Origin of the sequence: Rhodopirellula maiorica SM1, assembly GCF_000346295.1 — a bacterium.
GTDB lineage: Bacteria > Planctomycetota > Planctomycetia > Pirellulales > Pirellulaceae > Novipirellula > Novipirellula maiorica.
Window position 1 is genome coordinate 1 of the sequence record NZ_ANOG01000738.1, and the last position, 22,055, is coordinate 22,055.

The following is a 22,055-nucleotide window of genomic DNA, read 5'->3' on the forward strand; positions in this document are numbered from 1 at the left end:
ATCGATCTTCGTCGACGAAGTTGAAAAACCTCAACGAGGTCATCAACTCGGGAGGTTCGGTTGCCCCGTTCCGCGATGGAGCCAAGGACACCGACGAATCAGGCTTGGTTGGGGTTCGAGTGGAACTTCGCACCGCAGCGGGTGAACTTGTTGCAACAGCCTTCACCGACATGGACGGTAGCTATCGATTCACCGGCGTCCCACAAGGATCGTACCTGCTTCACTTCGGCGTCTCGACAGCGAACACCTTCTTGTCGGGAACCAATCAAATCCCCGTCTCGGTCGGTGCTAGCGGAAGCACGGTCGCTGCGGCTAACCTGCCCGTCCTTGGGTTGTCGGCATCGATGTCCAACCTGGACATTTTGGCGTCGAGTTACTTGCGAGGCAACACCGATGCAGCCAGTGCGTCCAATAACGGACGACGTGGTGGTTCGGTCGCCCTCGATTCCTCGGGTAACCAAATCTTCTTTATGGCTGCCGAAGGCTTTGACAACGTCGACTACAGCGAATTGTTGCTCAACGATGCTCAAGACGCAGCGATTTTGACGATTGTCGATGGAACCGAAATCAAAACGGCTCTGTTGGACGAAAACGACTTTGTCATCAGTCGCGATGGTACGGCACTGCAGTTCTTTGGCGGAATCGAAGAGCTTGGCTTTGTCAGCACCTCGAATCCACTGAACTCGCAAGGCTTTAGCCAAGCGGCGATTGATGCCTTGTTCAGTCGAGCAGCGGGAATTGCAAATAGCAACTAGCCGATATCGCCCGAGTTATCACTCTGACAGAAGCCCTGATTGGTTCCATCCGATCAGGGCTTTTGTCGTTTAGGGCTTTTGTCGTTTAGGGCTTTTGTCGTTTTCACAAGCGGAACCACTGCAGTCCCCCCGCATGAATATCTGAGTTGTGGTAAAACCGGAACACAGCGGAATCATCCAATGTTTTCCCGGCGACTCCAATAAGTGCGCGGTCGCCGAGAGGTTTTCTATTCCACCGAGAAACCTAATTGTTGCGACGACAATCATGCCTGACCACGACGACGCCAATCCATTCGCCCGCCCTGCCACTCGCGACCAAACGAGCACTGTCAGCGCCCCGCAGATCACCAACCCCTATGTCCCCACGTCGCAAGTTGGGCCGACTGCGACCGTGATTGGCGACGATGTCGAATCGATGCGGCGTTACTACCTCAGCCATGAAGCCGCTGTAAAATCCATCGGCATCCTCTATATGCTTGGGGCGATATTCATGGTGCCGATTGGTTTGTTCATCATGCTCGCACCGGTGATGCCCGGCGAGGAAGCAATTGGTATCAAGATCGCGATGAGAGCGATAGGGTTTCTCTACTTTTCATTGGGACTGCTTCAAGGCTTTACTGCTGTGGGCCTGCGTAAACTGCGTCCTTGGGCTAGGATCGTGGCGACGGTTTTTAGCGTGCTCGGATTATTGGCCTTCCCGCTTGGCACGCTGATCTCGGCATACATCCTGTACTTGCTGTTGAGCGAGAAAGGAAAAATGGTGTTTTCGCCGGGCTACGAACAAGTGATGGCGCAAACGCCTCATATTAAGTACAAGACATCGATCATTGTTTGGATCTTCTTGGGTCTACTGGTTGCCTTGGTTACATTTGCCATTGTGGTTGCAGTCGTGGGTGGATAATCACAACCAATACACCCAGGAAATCAATCATTTTTGCCAATCGCGTCTGAACGCCACGCGATGTTTTCGATTCAGTCTCAGGGACACTTCATCGGCATGCATACGATTCGACTTCGCTACCCTTGGACTAAGCAGCGACATCAGGACGAGAGTGATGCGAGCCGGGTCAACGTTCCCGAGCGTGACGAGGACGTTGCCGATGACGAATCGCCCTGCGCGACCACATACACTCGCAATTTCAATCGTCCCACGGGAATCGAATCGGATGACCGCGTGTGGCTGCGAATCACCCGCTGGCAAGGTACGCTGGTGTCGCTCCGAATCAACGGTCAACCGCAACCGATCGGTACGCCGCCGCTGGAGATTGAACTTTCAAAACAATGGGCTCCGCACAACCAAATTGAAATCCAAATCGATCCTGCCGGCGGAAATCCGGTTCGGTTTGATGGCGATGTAACGCTGGAAATCCAAACGGGTGATGACGCAGTGGCGTAATTCGCTATGGTGTCGTGGGTGACATCCCATTGGTCTCTTCACACTGAATCAGCATCGCGGATAACTTACCGAAGTGAACATCACGAATAAATCGCCCGTGGCATTGGTCACAGGAAGCTCGGGAGGATTAGGCCTTGCGATCGCGAGGACCTTTTTGGAGGCCGGATACCGCGTGGTGATCACGGGACGCGACGTGTCGCGTCTCGATGCTGCGAAAGCTTCGCTTGGTCGCGATTCCTACGTCGCCATCGCTTGCGGTGACGTATCAGAACCACAGGGTGCAGCGGATGCAGTTCAAACTGCGGTGTCACAGTTCGGTCGGCTTGACGTGCTGGTGAATTGCGTCGGGACGAGCGATCGAGGTCTCGCCGAAAACTTGACTCTCGAGCGGCTTGATGAACTGATCCGTCAAAATGTTCACACCGCCCTGCTCTGCTCGGTCGCTGCGATTCCTCAGCTTGAAATCGATCAAGGGGTCATCGTCAACATCGGCTCGCTCGCCTCTAAGGTTGGCGCCCGCTATTTAGGCGGCTACGTTGCCGCGAAGCATGCGTTGGCGGGACTGACTCAACAGATGCGGCTCGAGTTAAAGCCACGTGGGATCCACGTGGGGTTGGTTAATCCAGGGCCGATACGACGCGACGACGCAGGATCACGTTATCAATCACGTGTGGAAGAAGACGCGAACGTGCCTGCCGCGGCAGCCAAACCCGGTGGCGGAACCAAAATCAAAGGTTTGCCTCCCGAGTCCGTTGCCAATGCGGTGCTACATTGTGTCCGCTATCGTCGTCCCGACTTGGTGTTGCCGCGTTATTTGCGGTTACTGATCGCGGTGGGACACATTTCGCCGCGGTTAGGGGATTGGCTACTGCTGAAATTCACGTCATCCAAAGGATGAATGCAGAGGTTAAAGCCCTGTTTATATAAAACGGGATGACTTGAAACCGAACAAGGTTGTGTGATCAATCTTTTTGCGACGTTTGTTGCCGTTTTGCCCAGGCGGCAGCGCCCATCGCCCCGGCGTCATCGCCCAGCGTCGCGGCCACCACGTCAAAAGTATCTTTGTAAACGGGCATCACGTTTTCACGTGCCGATTTCTTGACTGCTTTGACGATCAGATCTTCCATCGCTTCGACCATTCCGCCACCCAAAACAATTTTATCGGGTGACAAGATGTGAACGACATTGGCGACCGCGATTCCGATACTGTTGGCCGCCTCTTCGACGAGCTTCCGAATGATTTCGTCTCCCTTGGCGATCGCGTCGGCTAACGCCCCACTGCGAATCTCGCTCAAATCGGTCCCTGCACTTTTTAGCAGGTTTGGAGCATCACCGCGAAACGCCGCCTTCGCCGCTTCGGCTGCGACCGTCAACCGACTCGCCTCGGCTTCAAGCGTCCCCGAGATCGCCGAACCCGAGGTACGCGTATTGGACGAAATCCGGGTGTGTCCGATTTCCATGCAAGAAAAATTGGCGCCTTGCAGGATGTTGTCTTCATAAACGCAACCGCCCCCCACGCCGGTCCCGGGAAAAATGCCAACGACACAGCGAGCTTTTTGGGCGGCGCCAAATTGGTACTCGCCATACACTCCCGCATCGACATCATTCATGACGGTGACGTCACAGCCAAATCGCTTCTTCAGAAACCCTGCGACATCAACATTATCCCAGCCCAAATTCGGAGTGGTCAGAATGCGACCTTTGGCAAGATCGATTGGTCCAGGACAACCGATCCCAATACCGGCAATCTGCTCTTGGGTCAGCTCGTTCTCGTTCAACAATCGATCGATTGTCGACGCAATCCGTTCGATTCCGCTATCGGAACCTTCGCGTCCCCGTGTTTTGCGTCTTCGGCGCCCGATCACCTTCCATTTTTCGTCGTAGGCAATCGCCAACATCTTTGTGCCACCAAGATCGAAACCAATCCAAATATTTTTTTCAGACGATGACATGGATGTTTCAACTAAACACGAGGAATCGAAATTCGATTGATGGAACGACAAAAACGTAGATTCTCAGTACAAAATAAGAACGAAACCTAACCGCACAATCAACCCGCCTTCGGTTGGACGTCGCTGGCTTCGGAGCTCCGTACCTCTAATGCTTAGATTGCTGCCGTAGCGTTCGAATGAGTCGATCCGCGACCAATCAATTCTTTCTCCCCCGGGGCCGACAATCGCTGCGATTTTCCCTGAAACCGCCGCGACACTGAGACCATCGGTTTGTAGAATTCGGTCGACTTCTTTTCCCCTTGAGAGTTCTAATGAAATTTCGCTTCCCCGTTCTGATCATTGACGAAGACTTTCGTTCTGAAAATACTTCCGGTCTTGGCATCCGCGCACTCGCCGAGGCGATGGAGGGTGAAGGTGCCGAGGTGATCGGAGCGACCAGCTATGGCGATCTGTCCCAATTCGCCCAGCAACAATCACGTGCTTCGGCGTTTATTTTGTCGATCGATGACGAAGAATTTTTGACACCGGACACCGAAGAATCCGCGATCGCCAATCTTCGCGACTTCATTCAAGAGATCCGATTCAAGAACAACGACATCCCGATCTTTTTATACGGCGAGACGCGAACTTCTAGCCATATTCCGAATGACATCCTGCGCGAACTGCATGGGTTCATTCATATGTTCGAGGACACTCCCGAGTTTGTCGCCCGGCACATTCTTCGCGAGGCTCGATCGTACACCGATGGCCTAGCGCCACCGTTTTTCCGTGCTTTGGTTCAATACGCCAACGATGGATCGTATTCGTGGCATTGTCCTGGCCACTCCGGTGGCGTGGCCTTTCTAAAAAGTCCTGTCGGGCAAATGTTTCACCAATTCTTTGGCGAAAACATGCTCCGCGCGGACGTCTGTAATGCCGTCGAAGAACTAGGCCAACTGCTCGACCACACCGGTCCCGTGTCTGCATCGGAGCACAATGCGGCGAGAATCTTTAACGCTGACCATTGCTTTTTTGTCACCAACGGGACGTCGACATCTAACAAGATGGTTTGGCACTCGACAGTCGCGTCGGGCGATATCGTGGTGGTTGACCGCAATTGTCACAAATCGATTTTGCACGCGATCATCATGACCGGTGCTGTCCCTGTTTTCTTGCGTCCCACACGCAACAACCTGGGTTTGATCGGGCCCATCCCGCTGGATGAATTCCGTCCGGAAAACATTCAAAAGAAAATCGACGCGAATCCGTTTGCTCGTGAAGCCCAAGCCAAACATCCCGATCGCAAACCTCGTATTTTGACGATCACGCAGAGCACCTATGATGGCGTGGTCTACAACGTCGAGATGCTCAAAGAGCTGCTCGACGGTCAAATCGACACGTTGCATTTTGATGAAGCTTGGCTGCCGCATGCGGCATTCCATGATTTTTACCACAACATGCATGCGCTCGGACGCGATCGGCCTCGATGTAAGGAAGCGATGGTCTTTGCCACCCATTCGACTCACAAGCTGTTGGCGGGTCTGTCGCAAGCCTCTCAAATCTTGGTCAAGGAATCTGAGACTCAGAAGCTTGACCGGCACATTTTTAACGAAGCTTATTTGATGCACTCATCGACATCGCCTCAATACGCCATTATCGCGTCGTGCGACGTCGCCGCCGCGATGATGGAACCGCCTGGCGGGACCGCGTTGGTCGAAGAATCGATTGCCGAAGCATTAAATTTCCGTCGTGCGATGCGCAAGGTCGACGCCGAGTGGGGCGATGATTGGTGGTTCCAAGTCTGGGGGCCTGATGAAATCGTCGACGATGGCATCGGCACGCAAGAGGATTGGATCCTGCATCCGGACGACAATTGGCACGGCTTTGGCAATCTGGCCGCCGGTTTCAACATGCTTGACCCGATCAAGGCGACCGTGGTCACACCGGGACTAAGCGTCAATGGCGAGTTTGCTGAAACGGGCATCCCCGCTTCGATCGTGACACGTTACTTGGCCGAACATGGCGTCGTCGTCGAAAAAACGGGCCTGTATTCGTTCTTTATCATGTTCACGATTGGGATCACCAAAGGACGTTGGAATACGCTGTTAAGCGCGTTGCAACAGTTCAAAGACGATTACGACAAGAACTTGCCGATGTGGAAGATTTTACCTGAATTTTGTCAGGCCTTTCCAAGCTACGAGCAAACCGGGCTAAAGAATCTTTGTCAACAAATCCACGACGCGTACAAAACGCATGACATCGCTCGAGTGACGACGGAGATGTATTTGTCACCGATGCAACCGGCGATGAAACCATCGGACGCCTATGCGATGATGACGCACCGGGAAATCGATCGTGTGGAAATCGACGAGCTCGAAGGACGTGCGACCGCCGTGCTGTTGACGCCGTATCCGCCAGGCATTCCGCTGCTCATTCCAGGAGAACGATTCAACAAGACGATCGTCAAATACTTGCAATTTGCCCGTGATTTCAACAACAAATTCCCTGGATTTCATACCGATATCCATGGATTAGTCGAAGAAAATATCGACGGAACACGCAAATACTACGTGGATTGTGTACGGTAGCGGGGTAAAAAATGCGTTCCCCTCCCCTGCGACTGTAGAAAATCCCCGAATGACCGAATCAGCGGAAGCGAGCGGTGCGAAGCCACCGTGTTCGACAGTAGATCCCCCAACGCGATGGCTTTCAATTATCCGTTGTATCGGCCCGGGACTGATCGTCGCCGGATCGATCGTTGGCAGCGGCGAACTGATTGCGACTACCAAAACCGGCGCCGAAGCAGGATTCAGTCTGCTGTGGTTGATCATCCTTGGCTGCGTCGTCAAAGTGTTCGCCCAAATCGAATTTGGCCGCTACGCGATCGTCAGCGGCAAAACGACACTCCGCGCACTCGACGAAGTGCCGGGACCACGCATCCGTGGCCGCGGCAATTGGTTGGTCTGGTACTGGGTGTTGATGTGGATCGCCAGCATCAGTCAACTTGGCGGTATCGTCGGCGGAGTGGGACAATCCTTGGCGATCAGTGTGCCGTTGACGGAGCGAGGATCGGAGTACAACGAAATCGCGGACGCTGAAACGCTGCTTCAGTTCCAACGCTACGCACCCGATGACGTCACAGTCGATGTGACGGCCGCCGAACAACAGATCGCAACAAGCAAACAAACGTACCGCGAACGACACCAGGACACGACCCTCGACGGAGGCATTTCGGCTCCGAACGATGCGGCGATCTGGGCGATCGTTGTCGCGTTAATCACCAGCGTGGTGTTGTGGGTCGGCCGCTACGGATTGATTCAATCGCTTTCGACCATTCTGGTGGCGTCGTTCACCTTGCTGACGATCATGAATCTATTCTTTTTGCAAGACCAACCTGATTTCCGAGTTAGTCTTTCCGAATTTTTCAGCGGACTACAGTTTCGTCTACCTGCTACCAATGGCGAGAATGTAAGCGAAACCGCTCGTCCGATTGGGACCGCACTTGCCACCTTCGGAATCATTGGCGTGGGGGCCGCCGAGCTTGTCGTCTATCCCTATTGGTGTCTCGAAAAAGGCTATGCACGCTTCGTAGGCCGCGACGATGGATCGCCCGAATGGTTGCAACGTGCATCGGGTTGGATGCGTGTGATGCGAGTGGACGCTTGGGGAGCGATGGTCGTCTACACCTTTTCGACGGTCATCTTCTATCTGCTTGGTGCGGCGATCCTGCACCGCGTGGGACTGAACCCCGAAAAGGACAACATGGTTCGCACGTTGGCGGTGATGTTCGTTCCGGTGTTTTCCCAATGGGCATCGGCTGTCTTTTTGTTTGGCGCCTTTGCGGTGCTCTACTCGACTTACTTTGTCGCAAACGCCAGCCACGCACGAACATTTTCGGACGCGATGTGCGTGGTCGGACTGATCGGCGACGACCCGCAAACCCGAGAAAAATGGATCCGCTGGCTCAGCGGGGCGTTCCCTCTATTGTGTCTGCTGGTTTACTTGGCATTCCCCGCGCCTGCGCAATTGGTATTACTAAGCGGTGTGGCTCAAGGCGTGATGCTGCCGATGTTGGCGGGTGCGGCCTTGTATTTTCGCTACCATCGCTCTCGAGCAGAACTGACGCCTGGAATCCTTTGGGACATCATGCTGTGGCTCTCCGCGGCGGCAATGTTGGTCACAGGCACATGGACTGTCGCTGAAAAATTTCTTGGCTAATTCCTTGACAAACGAAACTGATAAAACGGCACCACAATCGCTGCCGGCACGAACATCCGAAGCCGCGTTATATGACGTTGCCAAGGATTTACCCGGCAGCCGCATTCTCAGTACGTCGCTTGGCCGCGGGCAAGCGGCACGATGGTTGTACCGAGATCGCAGCGATGCGAATGTTTCGCTGTGGTACCTCGATCAATTCCAACAACGACTGGCGATTGCCGACCACGACGCCGACATCAACGCGTTACCCGAAACCGCTTCGCCGAATCCCCTCCATTCGCTGTCGATTTTGTGTCAAACGGACTTGCCCGAGGGCGAAGTGGATCTCGCGTTGATTCCATGCTCGGTGCGTGGCGAGGCCGAACTACAACGCGATTTGCTGCAACAAGCCTACAATCGACTCGTCATTGGTGGTCGGCTTGTGACCAGCGTCGACAATGTGAACGACCGCTGGCTACACGATCAACTAAAGCCGTTCGGCGCGAAGATCAGCGTCCGGCCCAGCGACGACGCCGTGGTCTATGTCCTTCGCAAAGACCACGAATTGAAACGTCAACGCAGCTTTGATTGTGAGTTCACGTATCGATTTCGTGGGCAAACGATCACGGCGATCACGCGACCCGGTGTGTTTTCGCATCGTCGGCTTGATGCGGGCGCCAAAGCATTGATGGACGCGGTCACGGTTGAACCGGGGCAGCGGCTGATCGATATAGGTTGTGGCTGCGGATCGGTTGCGATGGCGTTGGCGATGCAAGCCGAGGACATCCATGCCTTGGCGATCGACAGCAATGCCAGGGCGATCGAATGCACACGGATGGGGGCGACCAAGAACAAGCTCGCCGACTTGGATGCCCAATTGACGTGTGAAGGAGATTGCCAGTCGCCGGCCAGCTATGATATAGCGGTGGGCAACCCGCCTTATTTCGCTAATTTCCAGATCGCCCGACTGTTTGTCGACGCGGCCAAGCGAGCCCTGCGGCCGCGAGGACGCATGTATATCGTGACCAAACAGCCTGAATGGTACGAGGAAAATCTGGTGACCGAGTGGCACGATATCCGCGTCATCGCTGGCAAACAGTACGCCGTGGTCGAAGCCTGGAAATAGTTTTTTTCTGAAATTTCCGTCGGCTGCGAAATAATCGGCAGGACCTGCGCATCTTCTATAGCGTAACGACGGCCTATGAGCACGAAGACTCCTGAAAACTCGGAACACGAGGACTCTGACGAAGCGTGGCGAAGGGTTTTTCTGGAATCCGAATCGACGCTCCGCGTCTTCATGCGCCGTCGACTCGCCCAAGAAGCCGACGTCGAGGATTGTTTACAAACCGTATTTATCAAGTCGGTCCAACAGGGGGACCAAATTCCCTGCGTCGCTCGTCGGGCGTGGTTGTTTCGGGTTGCAGCCAACGAATGTGCGCGACATTGGCGAGATCGATCCACGACAACCCGCGTGCTCGAAAAACAAGCCAGCTACGAATCATGCAACCACACCGATGATCACCTGCAGCGACTAGTGGCCGCTGAAACGGTCGAGCAACTCCAGCAATCGATTAAAAATTTGCCTGACAATTGGCAAACCATCTTACAACTGCGAATCAACGAAAACCTTACTTTTCAACAAATAGCCGACCAACTCCAAATCCCGCTCGGAACCGCGTTGACGCAAATGAGACGAGCACTCGAGCGACTTCGCGAAGACATGCAACCGCATCAAGACGAAGCGAGTGAAATGGAACAAGGCAAGAAACAATGAACGAACTTTCACGCGAAACGTGGCGAGAACAGTGCCTGCTGTACTTGCTCGACGAATTGCCCGACGAACAACGGGCCGAGTTCGACGCACGGCTAGGTGAAGCGGAGTGGTTTGGCGACGAATTAGCCAAAACCGCAGAAACGCTTTCCCTTGTCTCCGAGGCGACCACGTTTGCCGACCGCACCACGACGCTGTCGTCGCAGGGAAACCACAGTCCCGATTTGGATTCGTACCAAGGGCCGTCACGATTGGTGATGTTGACGGTGGCCTTGGCCGCATCGGTGCTGATCGCCATTGTCGCGGGAAAGCAGACGCAGGATCCAGCGGACAACGCCGCCCCAACCTCACCGTCGATCACCGAGGCGACACTGGTAGCGAAAGCATGGGCACAATCCGTATCGGTGCTGCAATTGGACGAAGAGAGTCTGTCTGAATTTGCAATGAACGATTTGGTCCTGGATGGCCCCGATGAACTTTTCACGAACGAGACCGAGGCGGACTGGGACGACTCGGCATTCGCTTGGATCGTAGCCGCAATCGACGACGGAGACCAAATCGATGGCTGAATATTCACAGCAACGCAGACTGACGCTAACGATGTCGGCGATCGTACTGACCAGCATTGCGGTCTCGAGTTTGGCTTGGGCGGCAGACTCGGGTTCCAATACGAAACCCGACCGTGCCAACACGCCGGAAATCGATCCTAATCTGGAAACCATCGCCATCGCGTTGGTTAACAACCAGTTGCCCGAATTGGAACCGCTGCTCGATCGACTCAAGGCCAATGAACCGGCTCAGTACCACGCAGCGATACGTGATCTAGCGAGATCCGCCAAACGGCTTCAAACGGCCAAGAACCGCGATCCCGAGATTTACGAAATCGAATCCAAACTGCTGCAGACACAGATGCACGTCAAAATGCTTGCCGCGAAACTGAAAGTCCGAGATCGGCAAACCGATCGTGATGCACTTCGTGAAGCGGTGGCGACGTTAATCCAAATGGAAATGAAACGCGGCGAGGCAGAAATCCGCTATACGAAACAACGAATCGAGCGAACGCAGCGTCAATTGGCTGCCGCCGAAGAACGACTCGAAGCGAAACAAGAAAACTTCGACAACAACTTAGAAAAGACCTACCAGCAACTTTTGCGTAGTGCTGGTCGCAACAAGCAGAAAAAGAAAGACGCAAGATAACGATGCGGCTTCCCCTCCGCGATCGTACTTTTAATCCCCTTCATTCCCCATCCTTGGTCCATTGGTGTTTTCAATGATTCGAACCACCGCGAAACCGTTGTCACTGATCGCTTGCATCGCCCTGGCATGCTTCGTTGGCCAAAAACCATCGACGGCTGATGCAGAACCGGCGGCCGCCACCCGGTCGGCGAAAGCGTCGCCCGCTAAACCGATCGCCCCTTTGAGCGAACGATTTGCAAACGCGGATGCTTCAGAAGTTCCCGATTTCCAAAAGCATGTCACGCCATTGCTGGGTCGACTCGGGTGCAACGGACGTGCGTGTCATGGATCATTCCAGGGACGCGGTGGTTTCCAGTTGTCGTTGTTTGGCTATGACTTCAAAGCGGATCACGAGGCCTTGATGGCCGAGAACGCCGGGCGGGTCGATACCAGTGATGTGGACGAGAGCCTGATTTTGGCCAAACCCGTCGATGCCGACATGCACGAAGGTGGAAAACGATTCGATACGGGCAGCTGGCAACATCATACGCTTCGTCGCTGGATCGAAGCAGGTGCCAAGTTTGATCCTAAACAGGTTCAAACGTTGCAGCGTTTGGAAGTCACCCCGAGTGAGATTCAATTCAGCAAGCGGGGGGAACAGGTTCAATTGAAAGCGTTTGCGCATTGGCCCGACGGCAGTGTTGAAGACGTTACCGAACTTTGCCGATTCAGTTCAAACGATGACGCCATCGCTGCAATCGACGAAGACGGGCACATCCAATCGGGCGAAAAAGGTGACACCCACGTGGTCGTTTATTACGACAACGCGGTGGTTCCGATCCCTGTGATTCGTCCCATCGGCTCGGCACCCGAACGTGTTGCCCAATCATCCGCCAAGCCGATCGACAAACTGGTTCAACAGAAACTGGACAAGTTGGGCGTTGTGCCTGCGGGGCCCTGTACCGATTCGGAATTCATTCGCCGCGTTTCGCTGGACATGACTGGCATGCTTCCCGCGGGCGAGACGGTGCGTGAATTCATTGCCGACAAATCCCCCGACAAACGCGAACAATTGGTCGAAGACTTACTCGATTCACCGGCCTACGCCGCATGGTGGGCCACTCGCATGTCGGATTGGACCGGCAACAGCAACGAGCAACTCAATAACGTGCTGCCGATCCGCAACACGGCGTCGCGATTGTGGCACGAGTGGCTACGGGTTCGCTTGGAAGACAATGTGCCGTACGACCAAATCGTGGCCGGAATTGTCGAAGCAAATAGTCGCCAAGAAGGCGAAAGTTATCGCGAGTTTTGCGAACAAATGACAAAGGCATGCTCGTCAGGAAACGAAGATGTCTTTGCAAAACGCGATGGCATGCCGTTGTTCTGGGCACGACGCAATTTCCGCACCCCCGAAGAGCGAGCGATCGGATTTGCGTATGCATTTCTAGGTGTTCGCATCGAATGTGCACAGTGCCACAAACATCCCTTTGACCAATGGTCCAAGGACGATTTCGAACAGTTCTCGCAACTCTTTACTCCAATCCGAATCAACCAAAATCTGGTTTCTTCCGATGCGAAAGCGACTCGCGACGCACTGCTAAAGGAGATCACCAACGGCAAAAAACTCAACAACGGCGAGCTTCGCAAGGCCGTTTACACCGCAGCTCAGAAGGGCAAGGTTGTCCCCTTTGGTGAGTTGCTGGTGAATACACAGGGCGCCTCGGACCGAGTCAAGAAGGCTCGTGCGATGGCCAAGAAAAAGGGACGGAAACTCCCTGAGCTAAAACTTCCTACTGGCACGATCCTTGGCCAAGACGAAGTCGTTACGCTTGACAAAGACCCTCGCCCGGCACTGATGCAGTGGCTTCGCGATCAAGACAATCCGTACTTTGCCAAAGCGATTGTCAATCGCGTGTGGGCTAACTATTTCGGTACTGGAATTGTCGATCCATCGGACGACATGAACCTTGCCAACCCACCGAGCAACGCACCTCTGTTGGATTATTTGGCAGGCGAGTTTGTCGCTCACGGCTTTGACCTGAAATGGCTCCACCGCGAAATCACCAATAGCGAAACCTATGCTCGATCGGCGGAAACCAACGACACGAACATTCATGACCGTGTCAATTTCTCGCGTCACATTCCACGACGCCTGCCCGCCGAAGTCGTCTACGATGCCGTCGTCTTGGCCACCGGATCGGATGACAAGGCAAGCCAACTTCGTGGCGAAGTGAGCGAGATGGCGATTGCCGAAGGTGTTGCCCAGAACCGCAACCAGAAAAACTTTGCCTTGGAAGTGTTCGGACAATCGACTCGTGAATCCAATTGCGATTGCGATCGCAGCGATTCGCCGAGTCTGCTGCAATCGATCTACCTCCGCAACGATGCTGACATGCACAAACGGCTATCTGACAAAAACGGCTGGGTCGCTCAGGCATGCGAAGCTCTCGGAGTACCGGGGCCGAATCAACGAGTCGATGCGAAGCAGACCGCCGCAGTACGTGCTGCGGACAACTACCGCAAACTGATCATCAACCGGGTGACCAAGTTCAACTCGCTACCGAAAGAACGACAAAAGAAAACGCGAGATCAAATCGAACGAGAATACCGACGCATGGTGAACAAGTTCGAGCAATTCGATTTTGAAGTGCCTACGTTGGACTCGCTGATCGAGAACCCCAAATCGTGGCGAGAACTCGAGCCTACCAAGGCCGCTACCCAAGCAGCTTCGCACACCGTGTCAACGCTAGTCGAAGACGCTTACCTTCGCACACTCAGCCGTTTCCCCGATGACGAGGAACGTGAGATTGCCGAAACGTTTATCAACGATTCCGAAACGCCCGCCAACGGGATGGAGTCGCTGATGTGGGCGTTGGTGAATACTAAAGAATTCATCATCACTCATTAATTGCCGTCCGCTTCGGCGGGCAGCAGATTCCCTCGCTTTCTTTACCCCCGTTCCCTTCTCTCTCTCCCCGTTACAGAGTCGATAACTATGGAAATTCATTCAACGTGTGATGGCATGAAACGTCGTGACATGCTCAAAGTGGGTGCACTTTCACTCGGCGGCTTTACATTGGCAAACTACATGCGAATGGCCAGTGCGGGGCAAGTGGAATCGGGGCGTGCCGACCGCGCCATCTTTATCGAACTCAACGGCGGTCCATCGCATATCGATACGTTCGATCCCAAACCGAATGCTCCCGATACGGTTCGCGGAACGTTCAAGCCAATCGCAACGAATGTTCCTGGAATCCAAATCTCCGAACACCTGCCGAAGTTGGCCGGTTGTGCCGACAAGTACGCCATCCTTCGTGGCGTCAGCCACACATTGGCGGCTCACCAACTTGGTCGCGAGTACGTGAACACGGGCAGCAAACCCATTCCGTCGCTTGATTACCCAAGCTATGGCGCGGTGTTGAGCAAAGAGCAGCCATCGGAGGGCGATATTCCGAGCCAAGTCGCAGTGCCTCGCAGCGGCCATGGTCCAGGCTTCCTCGGGATTCGCTATGCGGCTTTGGAAACCAACGCGACGCCTCAGTTCGGTAAACCTTATTCAGTGCGAGGCATTTCGCTTGCCGGAGGAATCGGAGTCGACGAAGTGAATCGTCGTCAACAACTACTGAAAAAACTCGATCGTCGGTTTGCTCACCTGGAACAGAATGACCAGCTACTCGAAGGCTTGGATAAATTCGGCGAGCAAGCGTATTCGATGATCACGTCGTCGCGAGCCCGAGAAGCGTTTGACATCAGCAAAGAACCCGAAAGTTTTGCCAGACAATTTGGTGAAGAATCGTTCGGGCAAAGCTGTCTCCTCGCCTTGCGATTGGTGGAATCGGGCGTCCGGCTGGTGAATGTCCAACTCGGCGGCTGGGACACCCACCAAGACAACTTCACTAGGCTGAAAGAGAACAACCTGCCGAAATTGGATGCGGGACTAAGTGGGCTTCTAATCGGACTAGAACAACGTGGACTGCTCGAGCGAACTGCCGTCTTCGTGACCGGAGAGTTTGGCCGCACTCCGAAGATCAATCAGCGAAGTGCCGAAGGAGGCCGCGATCACTACCCACGATGCATGTTCATGCTGATGGCCGGCGGTGCGGTGCGTGGTGGCCAAGTGATTGGTGAGAGTGATGATACGGCTGCAGGACCTCGTCACGAGGCAATCACGCCCGATGATGCAGCCGCCAGCTTCTACCACAATCTGGGGATCGATCCGACGCTCGAATACGACTCCAGCACGGGCCGTCCGATCACGCTGGTTCGCAATGGAACCATCATCGAGAAACTATTCTCGTAGCGCATAGAGAAGGGCCATGGTGAAGCCCTCCCTGCCTCACCATGGCCCATCAAAAATGGAACGATGACACCGATCGTTCCACCCTCCCAATCCATGGTGCTAATACTATCGGCTGTAGGGAAGGCAGAACTAAACCGGATTCATCCTCGCCACGGACTTTTTTTGAGGAAAGAGACAACGACGCCTGCACCACCCACATGGGCAATGGAAGGGTGTCCATCACTTGAGAAATAGGTGAGTTCCCGCGAGGCACACTGCACGACGACTCTTCCGGCTCGTCGCTCGAATTACTGTACGACGCCCCTTCCGGGCCGTCGCAACCGAATCTGCTGTACGACGACTCTTCCGGGTCGTCGCGCAATCGAGGCTCGCTGTACGACGCCCCTTCCGGGTCGTCGCCATCGAATCTACTGCACGACGGCTCTTCTGGGCCGTCGGAACCGAATCTGCTGTACGACGCCCCTTCCGGGGCGTCGCGCAATCGAGGCTCGCTGCAGGACGCCCCTTCCGGGTCGTCGCCATCGCGTCTACTCACGTCACCGACGCCCCCAACAGGGTCGTCATACTAAGAAACTTCAACGTCGCTGGAATCGGGTGTTAGCCGCTGGACGCGAAACCTTGGCTAAGGTTCGCCGCGTTGACACTCCCATCCGCAGGACGATTAACGGTGCGCCCCGTCGCAGCCCGCATCACAATGGGGGCGTGCAGCCAAATTCCGCTTGCCTAGCACACAACTTTCGCATTGACCGCGATTGTTGCACTCGCATCGATTGTGGATGTGCTTGTGATGTTTGTCACAGTGCTGTTGGCGTTCGAGCGCGTAGCCGTCCCAAAGGTGAACGCTACATGGATCGCTACGAAAGTATTGGCGAAGGGTCGAGTTGGGCAACACAGGGACTTCATGCGGCTTGCAGATATACGCAGGTTCGCAAGCGGTCCGCGATGCACAACCGTTCTGACAACCATGGTGACCGCACGCGCAGTCGGCATCCGATTCGATCATCCCATAGTCCATCGGCGGTTGATCGGCGGCGATGATCGGCGCGGGAATGTTCGCGGGTTCGGGCAACATCGGGCTTGTCGACTCCGCAACCGAAGGTTCACGCCGCAGTGGATCTCGCACTGGCTCGGGGATCAGTGGCGCCGGTTGCAGTTGGTCCGATTCCGCAGGGTCGGCAATCGGAGTCGGCGATTTGCGATCGCTCAAACTCTCAACGGCATCCTGTTCTGAACCCACATCCGAAACAAGGTGTGCGGGGCGGTCCATCACCGAATCATCACCGACCATCGGTGCATCGGCAAATGACAAGCTATCGAGCAAAACGTCAAGATCGCTCTCGGCGTGTACGCGTGTTACCACGGTTGCTGAACAAACCATCGCTATCGCTGCGAGTGCAGCGGGAGTTCGCTTAAGCATAGAATGAACTTCCATGTTGAAAGGGAAACAGGGGGGAAACGCGATCGAGACATTCTCGGTCGCGAACAGCCGCACCTCGTTTCACCCCTCTTTGCAGTGAGCCGATCCGAGTTGCGAACCACCGAGATGAATCCTGGGCACCCTGGCAGCTAAACAAGCATGGCCGCGCGTCAAGCGGTCAGCAAATAAAAACGAATTTTTTGCCGACGAAAAGACCTTACTCCCCCACTCGAATCGATGCCTTCGCAAAGGTTTCTCGAAACCGATCAATCGGTCCCAGCGGACCAAATTAACAACCACGTATTAACAACCACGTGCGCTACGTTTGACACCATGAAGACGCGCTGCAACGTGGGTTGTCTCGAGTGAGTCGTTCGTTAGTGAGTCGTCCCGAGAAGCGCGTTTTCGATCTGGCTCATTCGATCGGGGTCGAGGATCTTGTCCCCCATTCGATCCGAGACGTAGAACACATCCGCGACCTGATCCAGATGCGTGTCAATTTTTGCAAAGTGCAATACGACATCCATTTCTGCGAATGCCGCAGCGACACGGTACAACAACCCGACTTCGTCATACGCAAACAGCGACACGATGGTAAAGCGGTCGACGGTATCGTTGTCAAACGTGACTTTGGTGGGCAACACATTGACTTGGTCGCCTTCGCCGTTTTGGGTCGACCATTTTCGTGGGTGAGCCGGCAACGGTTTTTCAGGTGCATCTAGCAGCTTACAAACACGCGATTGCAATTGTTCGATCCGGTGGCTCGGCGGACATTCAGGGTACAGTGGGTCCGCGACCCAGAAATCATCCCAGGCTAAATCGTCGCCCACGGTTTCGACCTGAGCACGCAAAATGGAAAGTCCTGCGGTCGTGAACGCTCCGGTGGCTCGGGCGAACGTACCGACCGACTGCTGCGGTTCACGACGGACCACCGTGTACCGCATCGCCGAAAAGACGGGATCAAAACAAGCCAGACAAATCGATTCACTGTTGGAATTGAGTTTTTCGGCAACGTCACAAAGTTGCTGGGCCAATTGCTCGGGCTCGCTACGCGTGACCAGCGACAGCGGCATCGTTTCGAGCAGATCAAAACAACTTTGCGGTGCTCCGTTGGCATTGAGACGTTTTTGCACATCGGCGCGGATCAAATCAATCTCGGGATCATCCTCGCTGCCGGGCAGATTGCCGGTGTCAAAATAACGGCGTGTGCGAATATACAACTCTTCGATCAAATTCAATTTCCAATCGGTCAGCACGTCGGGGCCGACCGCTTGCAAATCCGCTACCGCATGGACGATCAACAATTCAAGCCGCCGAATCGAGCCCACCTCGGCAGCAAACGAGAGCACAATTTGAGGATCGCTGAGGTCATGACGAAACGCGATGACATTGACGAGCAAGTGTTTTAGCACCAGCCAGTGGAGCGTTTCGGTGGACGCCCGATCCAGCCCCAAACGCTCGGCCGTTTCCAGTGCGATACGAGCGCCCACGATGCAGTGGTCTTCTTCGTAGCCTTTGCCGACATCGTGAATAAGCAGTGCGAGATGCAGCAACCCTTTGTCTTTGAGTCGTCGATAACGCCGCCCCATCGCGGTGGGCTGGTCTTGCAAATCGGTCGCCGCTTCGACCGAGCGAATGCAATGCACATCGACCGTAAACTTGTGATAGGCATTAAATTGCAACAAACCACGCGTTCGTTCGAATGCGGGAATAAACTGCTCGATGATCTTCAATTCATGTAACCGTCGCAGCAATTCCGCCAACCGTCCCGGCCGGCTGAGCAGCGACAAGAACGCACCAATCGAATTCGGATCGGGAACCGAAGCAGGACGTTCCTGCATCGCCAAGCGGATGGCTTGCCACGTTTGATGCGTGATTCGGCGACCATGCTGGTTCGCCAAAAACATCAAACGCAATACATCCGGCAAACTGGCGGCAAACTTTTCGAGTTGAGCGTTGGGGACCCAAATGTGCGTGGGACCGAGTCGAATATTTTCAGAGATCGTGCGAGAAAAGACTTTTTCCAGCAGATGATAAACCAGGGGTCGAGCGAGGGCATCATCAGCGAAAAAACCAGAGGCGTATCGCACCGCTCGGGTATTTTCAAAGTAGTCCTGCATGAACTGCTCGACCGGCAACTTGCCCTCTTCACCGGGATAGTTCCAAGCACTGGCAATCTCCATTTGCATGGGCCGATCCAAGACGTCCTGACTTTTCTTTTCGCGGAAGTGTATTTCGTTGCGAACTCGCAACATAAACTCCGCTGCTTTCCGCAGCACCCGATAATCCTCTTCGGGCAGCCCACCGAGTTTGACCAATTTCTCAAGATCGGTTTCGCCATAGCGAGCAAACCCGATCCAGCGAATCAATTGAATGTCACGCAATCCGCCTCGCGAGCGTTTGACATTGGGACGCAGCAGATAATTGGTTTCGCCCCACTTGCGCCGCTCCTCGCGCCGGGCCGCGACGCAATCATGAATCAGCCTCTTTTGACGCCGCATCGCGCCTTGACGCAGCGCATTAAAATACTTGCTATAGACCTGCAAACTGCCTGACAACAACCGAGACTCGGTCAACGAAGTGAACACCACGGGATCCTGCCATGCCAACATACAGGCTTCGCTGATCAAGCGGATCGAAAATCCCACGACGATCCCTGCGTCAACGAGATCTCGCGTCAAATTTGCGGCCACGCTGTTGGCAAGATGCTCCGATCCTCGCGTCGTCAACAACATCAGATCGGCGTCGGAATAGGGAGCCAAGTCACGTCGCCCGAACCCGCCGTGTGCCACCAACGCTAGTCCGCTGACGCCGCGATCGTCCTCACACTGTTCGATCGCATCACTCCACACGTCGAGCACGATGTCGTCGTACAAGTCCGCTAGTCGGGCGGAAACGAGAATCCCTTGAGACCCCGATTCGTGTTGTACTTGAGCCTTCGCCCGCCCTTCGCGAAGGCGTTGACGACAGCGGATGACAACGGGACGTAATGAGGTGCTTGCAGCCATGAGCCTTGCAGGAAAAGAAGCGACTACAGTCACTGGTGCGTGTCGGTCGGTGAACGCACGACCGAAATCGACACGGGGCATGGACTGCTAAATCCACGACAACCGATTCCACAAGTGCCCGCGACATCCATCGACGCCGAGGCTCGATGAATTTTGATTAAAAACAGAATGACAACGCCAACACGGAACGCAACGGCGGTGCAAGACATCGATTCACCCACCTTCCGCCTCGGTGTGTCGAGTCGACTCGGTGTCGAGAATCGAATACTTCGTAGACACCTCGATCGAGCGACGGCTTTGAGTGAGGTTGTGCTGCGATTGGGTGACCGGCCGGATCGCCGGGCATCCTTACGCTACAGCGCTTCTTCACCACGTTCGCCGGTACGGATCCGAATCGATTCTTCGAGATTGGTAACAAAAATCTTTCCGTCACCAATTTGCCCCGTCTGGGCAGTCTGCAAGATCGTGTCGACAACCATTTGCAGGTTCTCGTCGGTGCAAATCACTTCGATCTTTACTTTTGGAACGAAATCGATGGCATACTCCGTCCCACGGTAGATCTCGGTATGGCCTTTTTGCCGTCCAAATCCACGCACTTCGCTAACGGTCATGCCGTGCACGCCATGGTCGGTTAAGGCGTTCTTGACGTCCTCTAACTTGAAATGACGGACGATGGCTTCGACTTTCTTCACAACAATACCTCGCTAAAACTGGATTCCCAAACCAACAACGGCACTCCGACCGTTTTGGACATATTGTACACCGGCGAGCACACCCCACCAGCGGTCTCAACGTCACGGCGACTTGGCATCAGCAGATGAGCCAAAACACCTCCATCACTCCACTCCCCCAACACACGGCCGTCTTCAGCTCCCCTGGGGACGCTGCCAAGGGTCGTCATCGACATTGGCGTCAAAATTGGCGACCCGAGAAAGCACAAACAACAAATCGCTCAATCGATTCAAATAAACAATCAACTCCTCCGACACACTGGCCTCGTGCCGCCGAACCAGAGTCACCACGCGTCGTTCGGCACGGCGACAAATCGAACGCGCCAAATGCAAATGGGTCGCCGCTGCGACGCCGGCCGGGAGAATAAAATTTTTCAATGGGGGTAACACCGACTCGTGCTCGTCGATCCAGCCTTCCAACTGTTTGACATGCACATCGTCAATGATCCGCATCCCATGTTCGTCCGGGTTCGGTGTGGCCAATTCAGCACCGATCGAAAACAAGGCGTGCTGGATCTGGCACAATTGTGAATCCATCGTGGAAGAAACGCCGGCCGAGCGGACCAAACCGAGACATGCATTTAGTTCATCGACCGTTCCATAGGCTTCGATTCGATCGTCATCTTTTGCGACTCGCGGTCCGCCAAACAGCCCCGTGCTGCCCGCATCGCCCGTGCGTGTGTAAATTTTCATTTCGATGTAATCACTTTTGGTTTGACCCATGACACGGGCTGATCGCATAACACCGGTTTGCCCCTTCCCTCTATGTTGTAACCTGCTTGTCATCGACAAACCACAAAAACACGAGCCCCAAGACGAATCCCCGATGAAAGTATTCCCCGATGGCGGCGTGCGTGCCGCAGGCATTCTACTGATGCACCAAGGTCCTTCGCGACAATTTCTATTGATGCGGCATCCGGATCGGTGGGATCTTCCCAAAGGCCACTGCGAAACGGGAGAGTCATTTCGAGACACAGCACTTCGCGAAACTTTGGAAGAAACGGGCATCGATCCGTCGAACGTCGAAATCGATCCCGAATTTTGCTTCGAAATACGCTACCCGGTTTCCTATAAAAAAACAGGCTCGCAAGTTTTCGAAAAAACCGTTCAGTATTTTCTCGGATACTTGGATGACAAGCCGAAACTCGTCCTAACCGAACACGATTCGGCGGAATGGTTCGATTGGAATCCTCCTCACACCATCCAGGCCCAAACGATTGACCCGCTGTTGGCGGCGGTCGCAAAACATCTTGCCGGGCAAGATTAACAAGTAAGGTTGAGAAGTTAAGGATGGCAAGTAAGACTGGAACGAACCTATCGGCTTGCCGTGGACGAGGATCGGTAAGCGACTCACGGCCTCAAAACGCCAC

At 54.5% G+C, this 22,055-nt stretch carries 18 protein-coding genes; 13 read left to right on the forward strand and 5 right to left on the reverse strand.

Annotated elements, in window-relative coordinates; translation table 11 throughout:
* The 4 genes from RMSM_RS23915 to RMSM_RS23930 form a co-directional block, all read left to right on the forward strand.
* Nucleotides 1–755 (forward strand): SdrD B-like domain-containing protein (locus RMSM_RS23915; protein ID WP_040769213.1); only part of this gene is annotated, 755 nt, incomplete at its 5' end.
* A gap of 265 nt (nt 756–1,020) precedes the next feature.
* Entirely contained in the window at nt 1,021–1,656 is a 636-nt protein-coding gene (locus RMSM_RS23920; RefSeq protein ID WP_008702573.1) for a putative membrane protein, read from the forward strand.
* A gap of 33 nt (nt 1,657–1,689) precedes the next feature.
* Nucleotides 1,690–2,151, forward strand: a complete 462-nt coding sequence (locus RMSM_RS23925) for a hypothetical protein (protein ID WP_160168361.1) — start codon at nt 1,690–1,692, stop codon at nt 2,149–2,151.
* Nucleotides 2,152–2,224: 73 nt separating this feature from the next.
* Nucleotides 2,225–3,049: an SDR family NAD(P)-dependent oxidoreductase gene (locus tag RMSM_RS23930; protein ID WP_008702575.1), complete on the forward strand. Its 825-nt coding sequence runs from the start codon at nt 2,225–2,227 to the stop codon at nt 3,047–3,049.
* A 64-nt stretch (nt 3,050–3,113) separates the two neighbouring features.
* On the opposite strand, the gene RMSM_RS23935 is transcribed toward RMSM_RS23930, so the two are convergent.
* Nucleotides 3,114–4,103, reverse strand: a complete 990-nt coding sequence (locus RMSM_RS23935; RefSeq protein WP_040769215.1) for an ROK family protein — start codon at nt 4,101–4,103, stop codon at nt 3,114–3,116.
* A gap of 311 nt (nt 4,104–4,414) precedes the next feature.
* On the opposite strand from RMSM_RS23935, the gene RMSM_RS23940 reads away from it, so the two are divergent.
* The 8 genes from RMSM_RS23940 (at nt 4,415) to RMSM_RS23975 (ending at nt 15,529) form a co-directional block, all read left to right on the forward strand.
* Complete coding sequence (locus RMSM_RS23940; protein ID WP_008702577.1) at nt 4,415–6,670, forward strand: Orn/Lys/Arg family decarboxylase; 2,256 nt, start codon at nt 4,415–4,417, stop codon at nt 6,668–6,670.
* 49 nt (nt 6,671–6,719) lie between these two features.
* A complete protein-coding gene (locus RMSM_RS23945; RefSeq protein ID WP_008702578.1) occupies nt 6,720–8,300 on the forward strand; it encodes an Nramp family divalent metal transporter in 1,581 nt (526 codons plus the stop codon).
* A 4-nt stretch (nt 8,301–8,304) separates the two neighbouring features.
* Entirely contained in the window at nt 8,305–9,405 is a 1,101-nt protein-coding gene (locus tag RMSM_RS23950; protein ID WP_008702579.1) for a class I SAM-dependent methyltransferase, read from the forward strand.
* A 75-nt stretch (nt 9,406–9,480) separates the two neighbouring features.
* A complete protein-coding gene (locus RMSM_RS23955) occupies nt 9,481–10,053 on the forward strand; it encodes an RNA polymerase sigma factor (protein WP_008702586.1) in 573 nt (190 codons plus the stop codon).
* Nucleotides 10,050–10,619, forward strand: coding sequence for a hypothetical protein (locus tag RMSM_RS23960; protein ID WP_008702588.1), 570 nt, complete (start codon nt 10,050–10,052; stop codon nt 10,617–10,619). Before RMSM_RS23955 ends, RMSM_RS23960 begins: the two co-directional genes overlap by 4 nt.
* Complete coding sequence (locus RMSM_RS23965; RefSeq protein ID WP_008702589.1) at nt 10,612–11,247, forward strand: hypothetical protein; 636 nt, start codon at nt 10,612–10,614, stop codon at nt 11,245–11,247. Before RMSM_RS23960 ends, RMSM_RS23965 begins: the two co-directional genes overlap by 8 nt.
* A gap of 73 nt (nt 11,248–11,320) precedes the next feature.
* The gene (locus tag RMSM_RS23970; RefSeq protein WP_081614308.1) at nt 11,321–14,137 is read left to right on the forward strand and encodes a DUF1549 and DUF1553 domain-containing protein; all 2,817 of its coding nucleotides are present in this window, start codon (nt 11,321–11,323) and stop codon (nt 14,135–14,137) included.
* An 87-nt stretch (nt 14,138–14,224) separates the two neighbouring features.
* The gene (locus tag RMSM_RS23975) at nt 14,225–15,529 is read left to right on the forward strand and encodes a DUF1501 domain-containing protein (protein ID WP_008702595.1); all 1,305 of its coding nucleotides are present in this window, start codon (nt 14,225–14,227) and stop codon (nt 15,527–15,529) included.
* Between the two features lie 661 nt (nt 15,530–16,190).
* Here the strand turns inward: RMSM_RS23975 and RMSM_RS23980 are convergent.
* From RMSM_RS23980 to RMSM_RS24000, 4 genes are all read right to left on the reverse strand, one after another.
* Complete coding sequence (locus RMSM_RS23980; protein ID WP_008702596.1) at nt 16,191–16,946, reverse strand: hypothetical protein; 756 nt, start codon at nt 16,944–16,946, stop codon at nt 16,191–16,193.
* Between the two features lie 377 nt (nt 16,947–17,323).
* Nucleotides 17,324–19,954 (reverse strand): [protein-PII] uridylyltransferase, encoded by a 2,631-nt coding sequence (gene glnD / locus RMSM_RS23985; protein ID WP_008702597.1) that lies wholly within the window; start codon nt 19,952–19,954, stop codon nt 17,324–17,326.
* Nucleotides 19,955–20,307: 353 nt separating this feature from the next.
* Nucleotides 20,308–20,646: a P-II family nitrogen regulator gene (locus RMSM_RS23995; RefSeq protein WP_008702599.1), complete on the reverse strand. Its 339-nt coding sequence runs from the start codon at nt 20,644–20,646 to the stop codon at nt 20,308–20,310.
* Between the two features lie 174 nt (nt 20,647–20,820).
* Complete coding sequence (locus RMSM_RS24000; protein ID WP_040769231.1) at nt 20,821–21,378, reverse strand: cob(I)yrinic acid a,c-diamide adenosyltransferase; 558 nt, start codon at nt 21,376–21,378, stop codon at nt 20,821–20,823.
* Nucleotides 21,379–21,511: 133 nt separating this feature from the next.
* Between RMSM_RS24000 and RMSM_RS24005 the strand changes: the two genes are divergently transcribed.
* Nucleotides 21,512–21,952 (forward strand): bis(5'-nucleosyl)-tetraphosphatase, encoded by a 441-nt coding sequence (locus tag RMSM_RS24005; protein ID WP_008702602.1) that lies wholly within the window; start codon nt 21,512–21,514, stop codon nt 21,950–21,952.
* Nucleotides 21,953–22,055 lie beyond the last annotated feature (103 nt).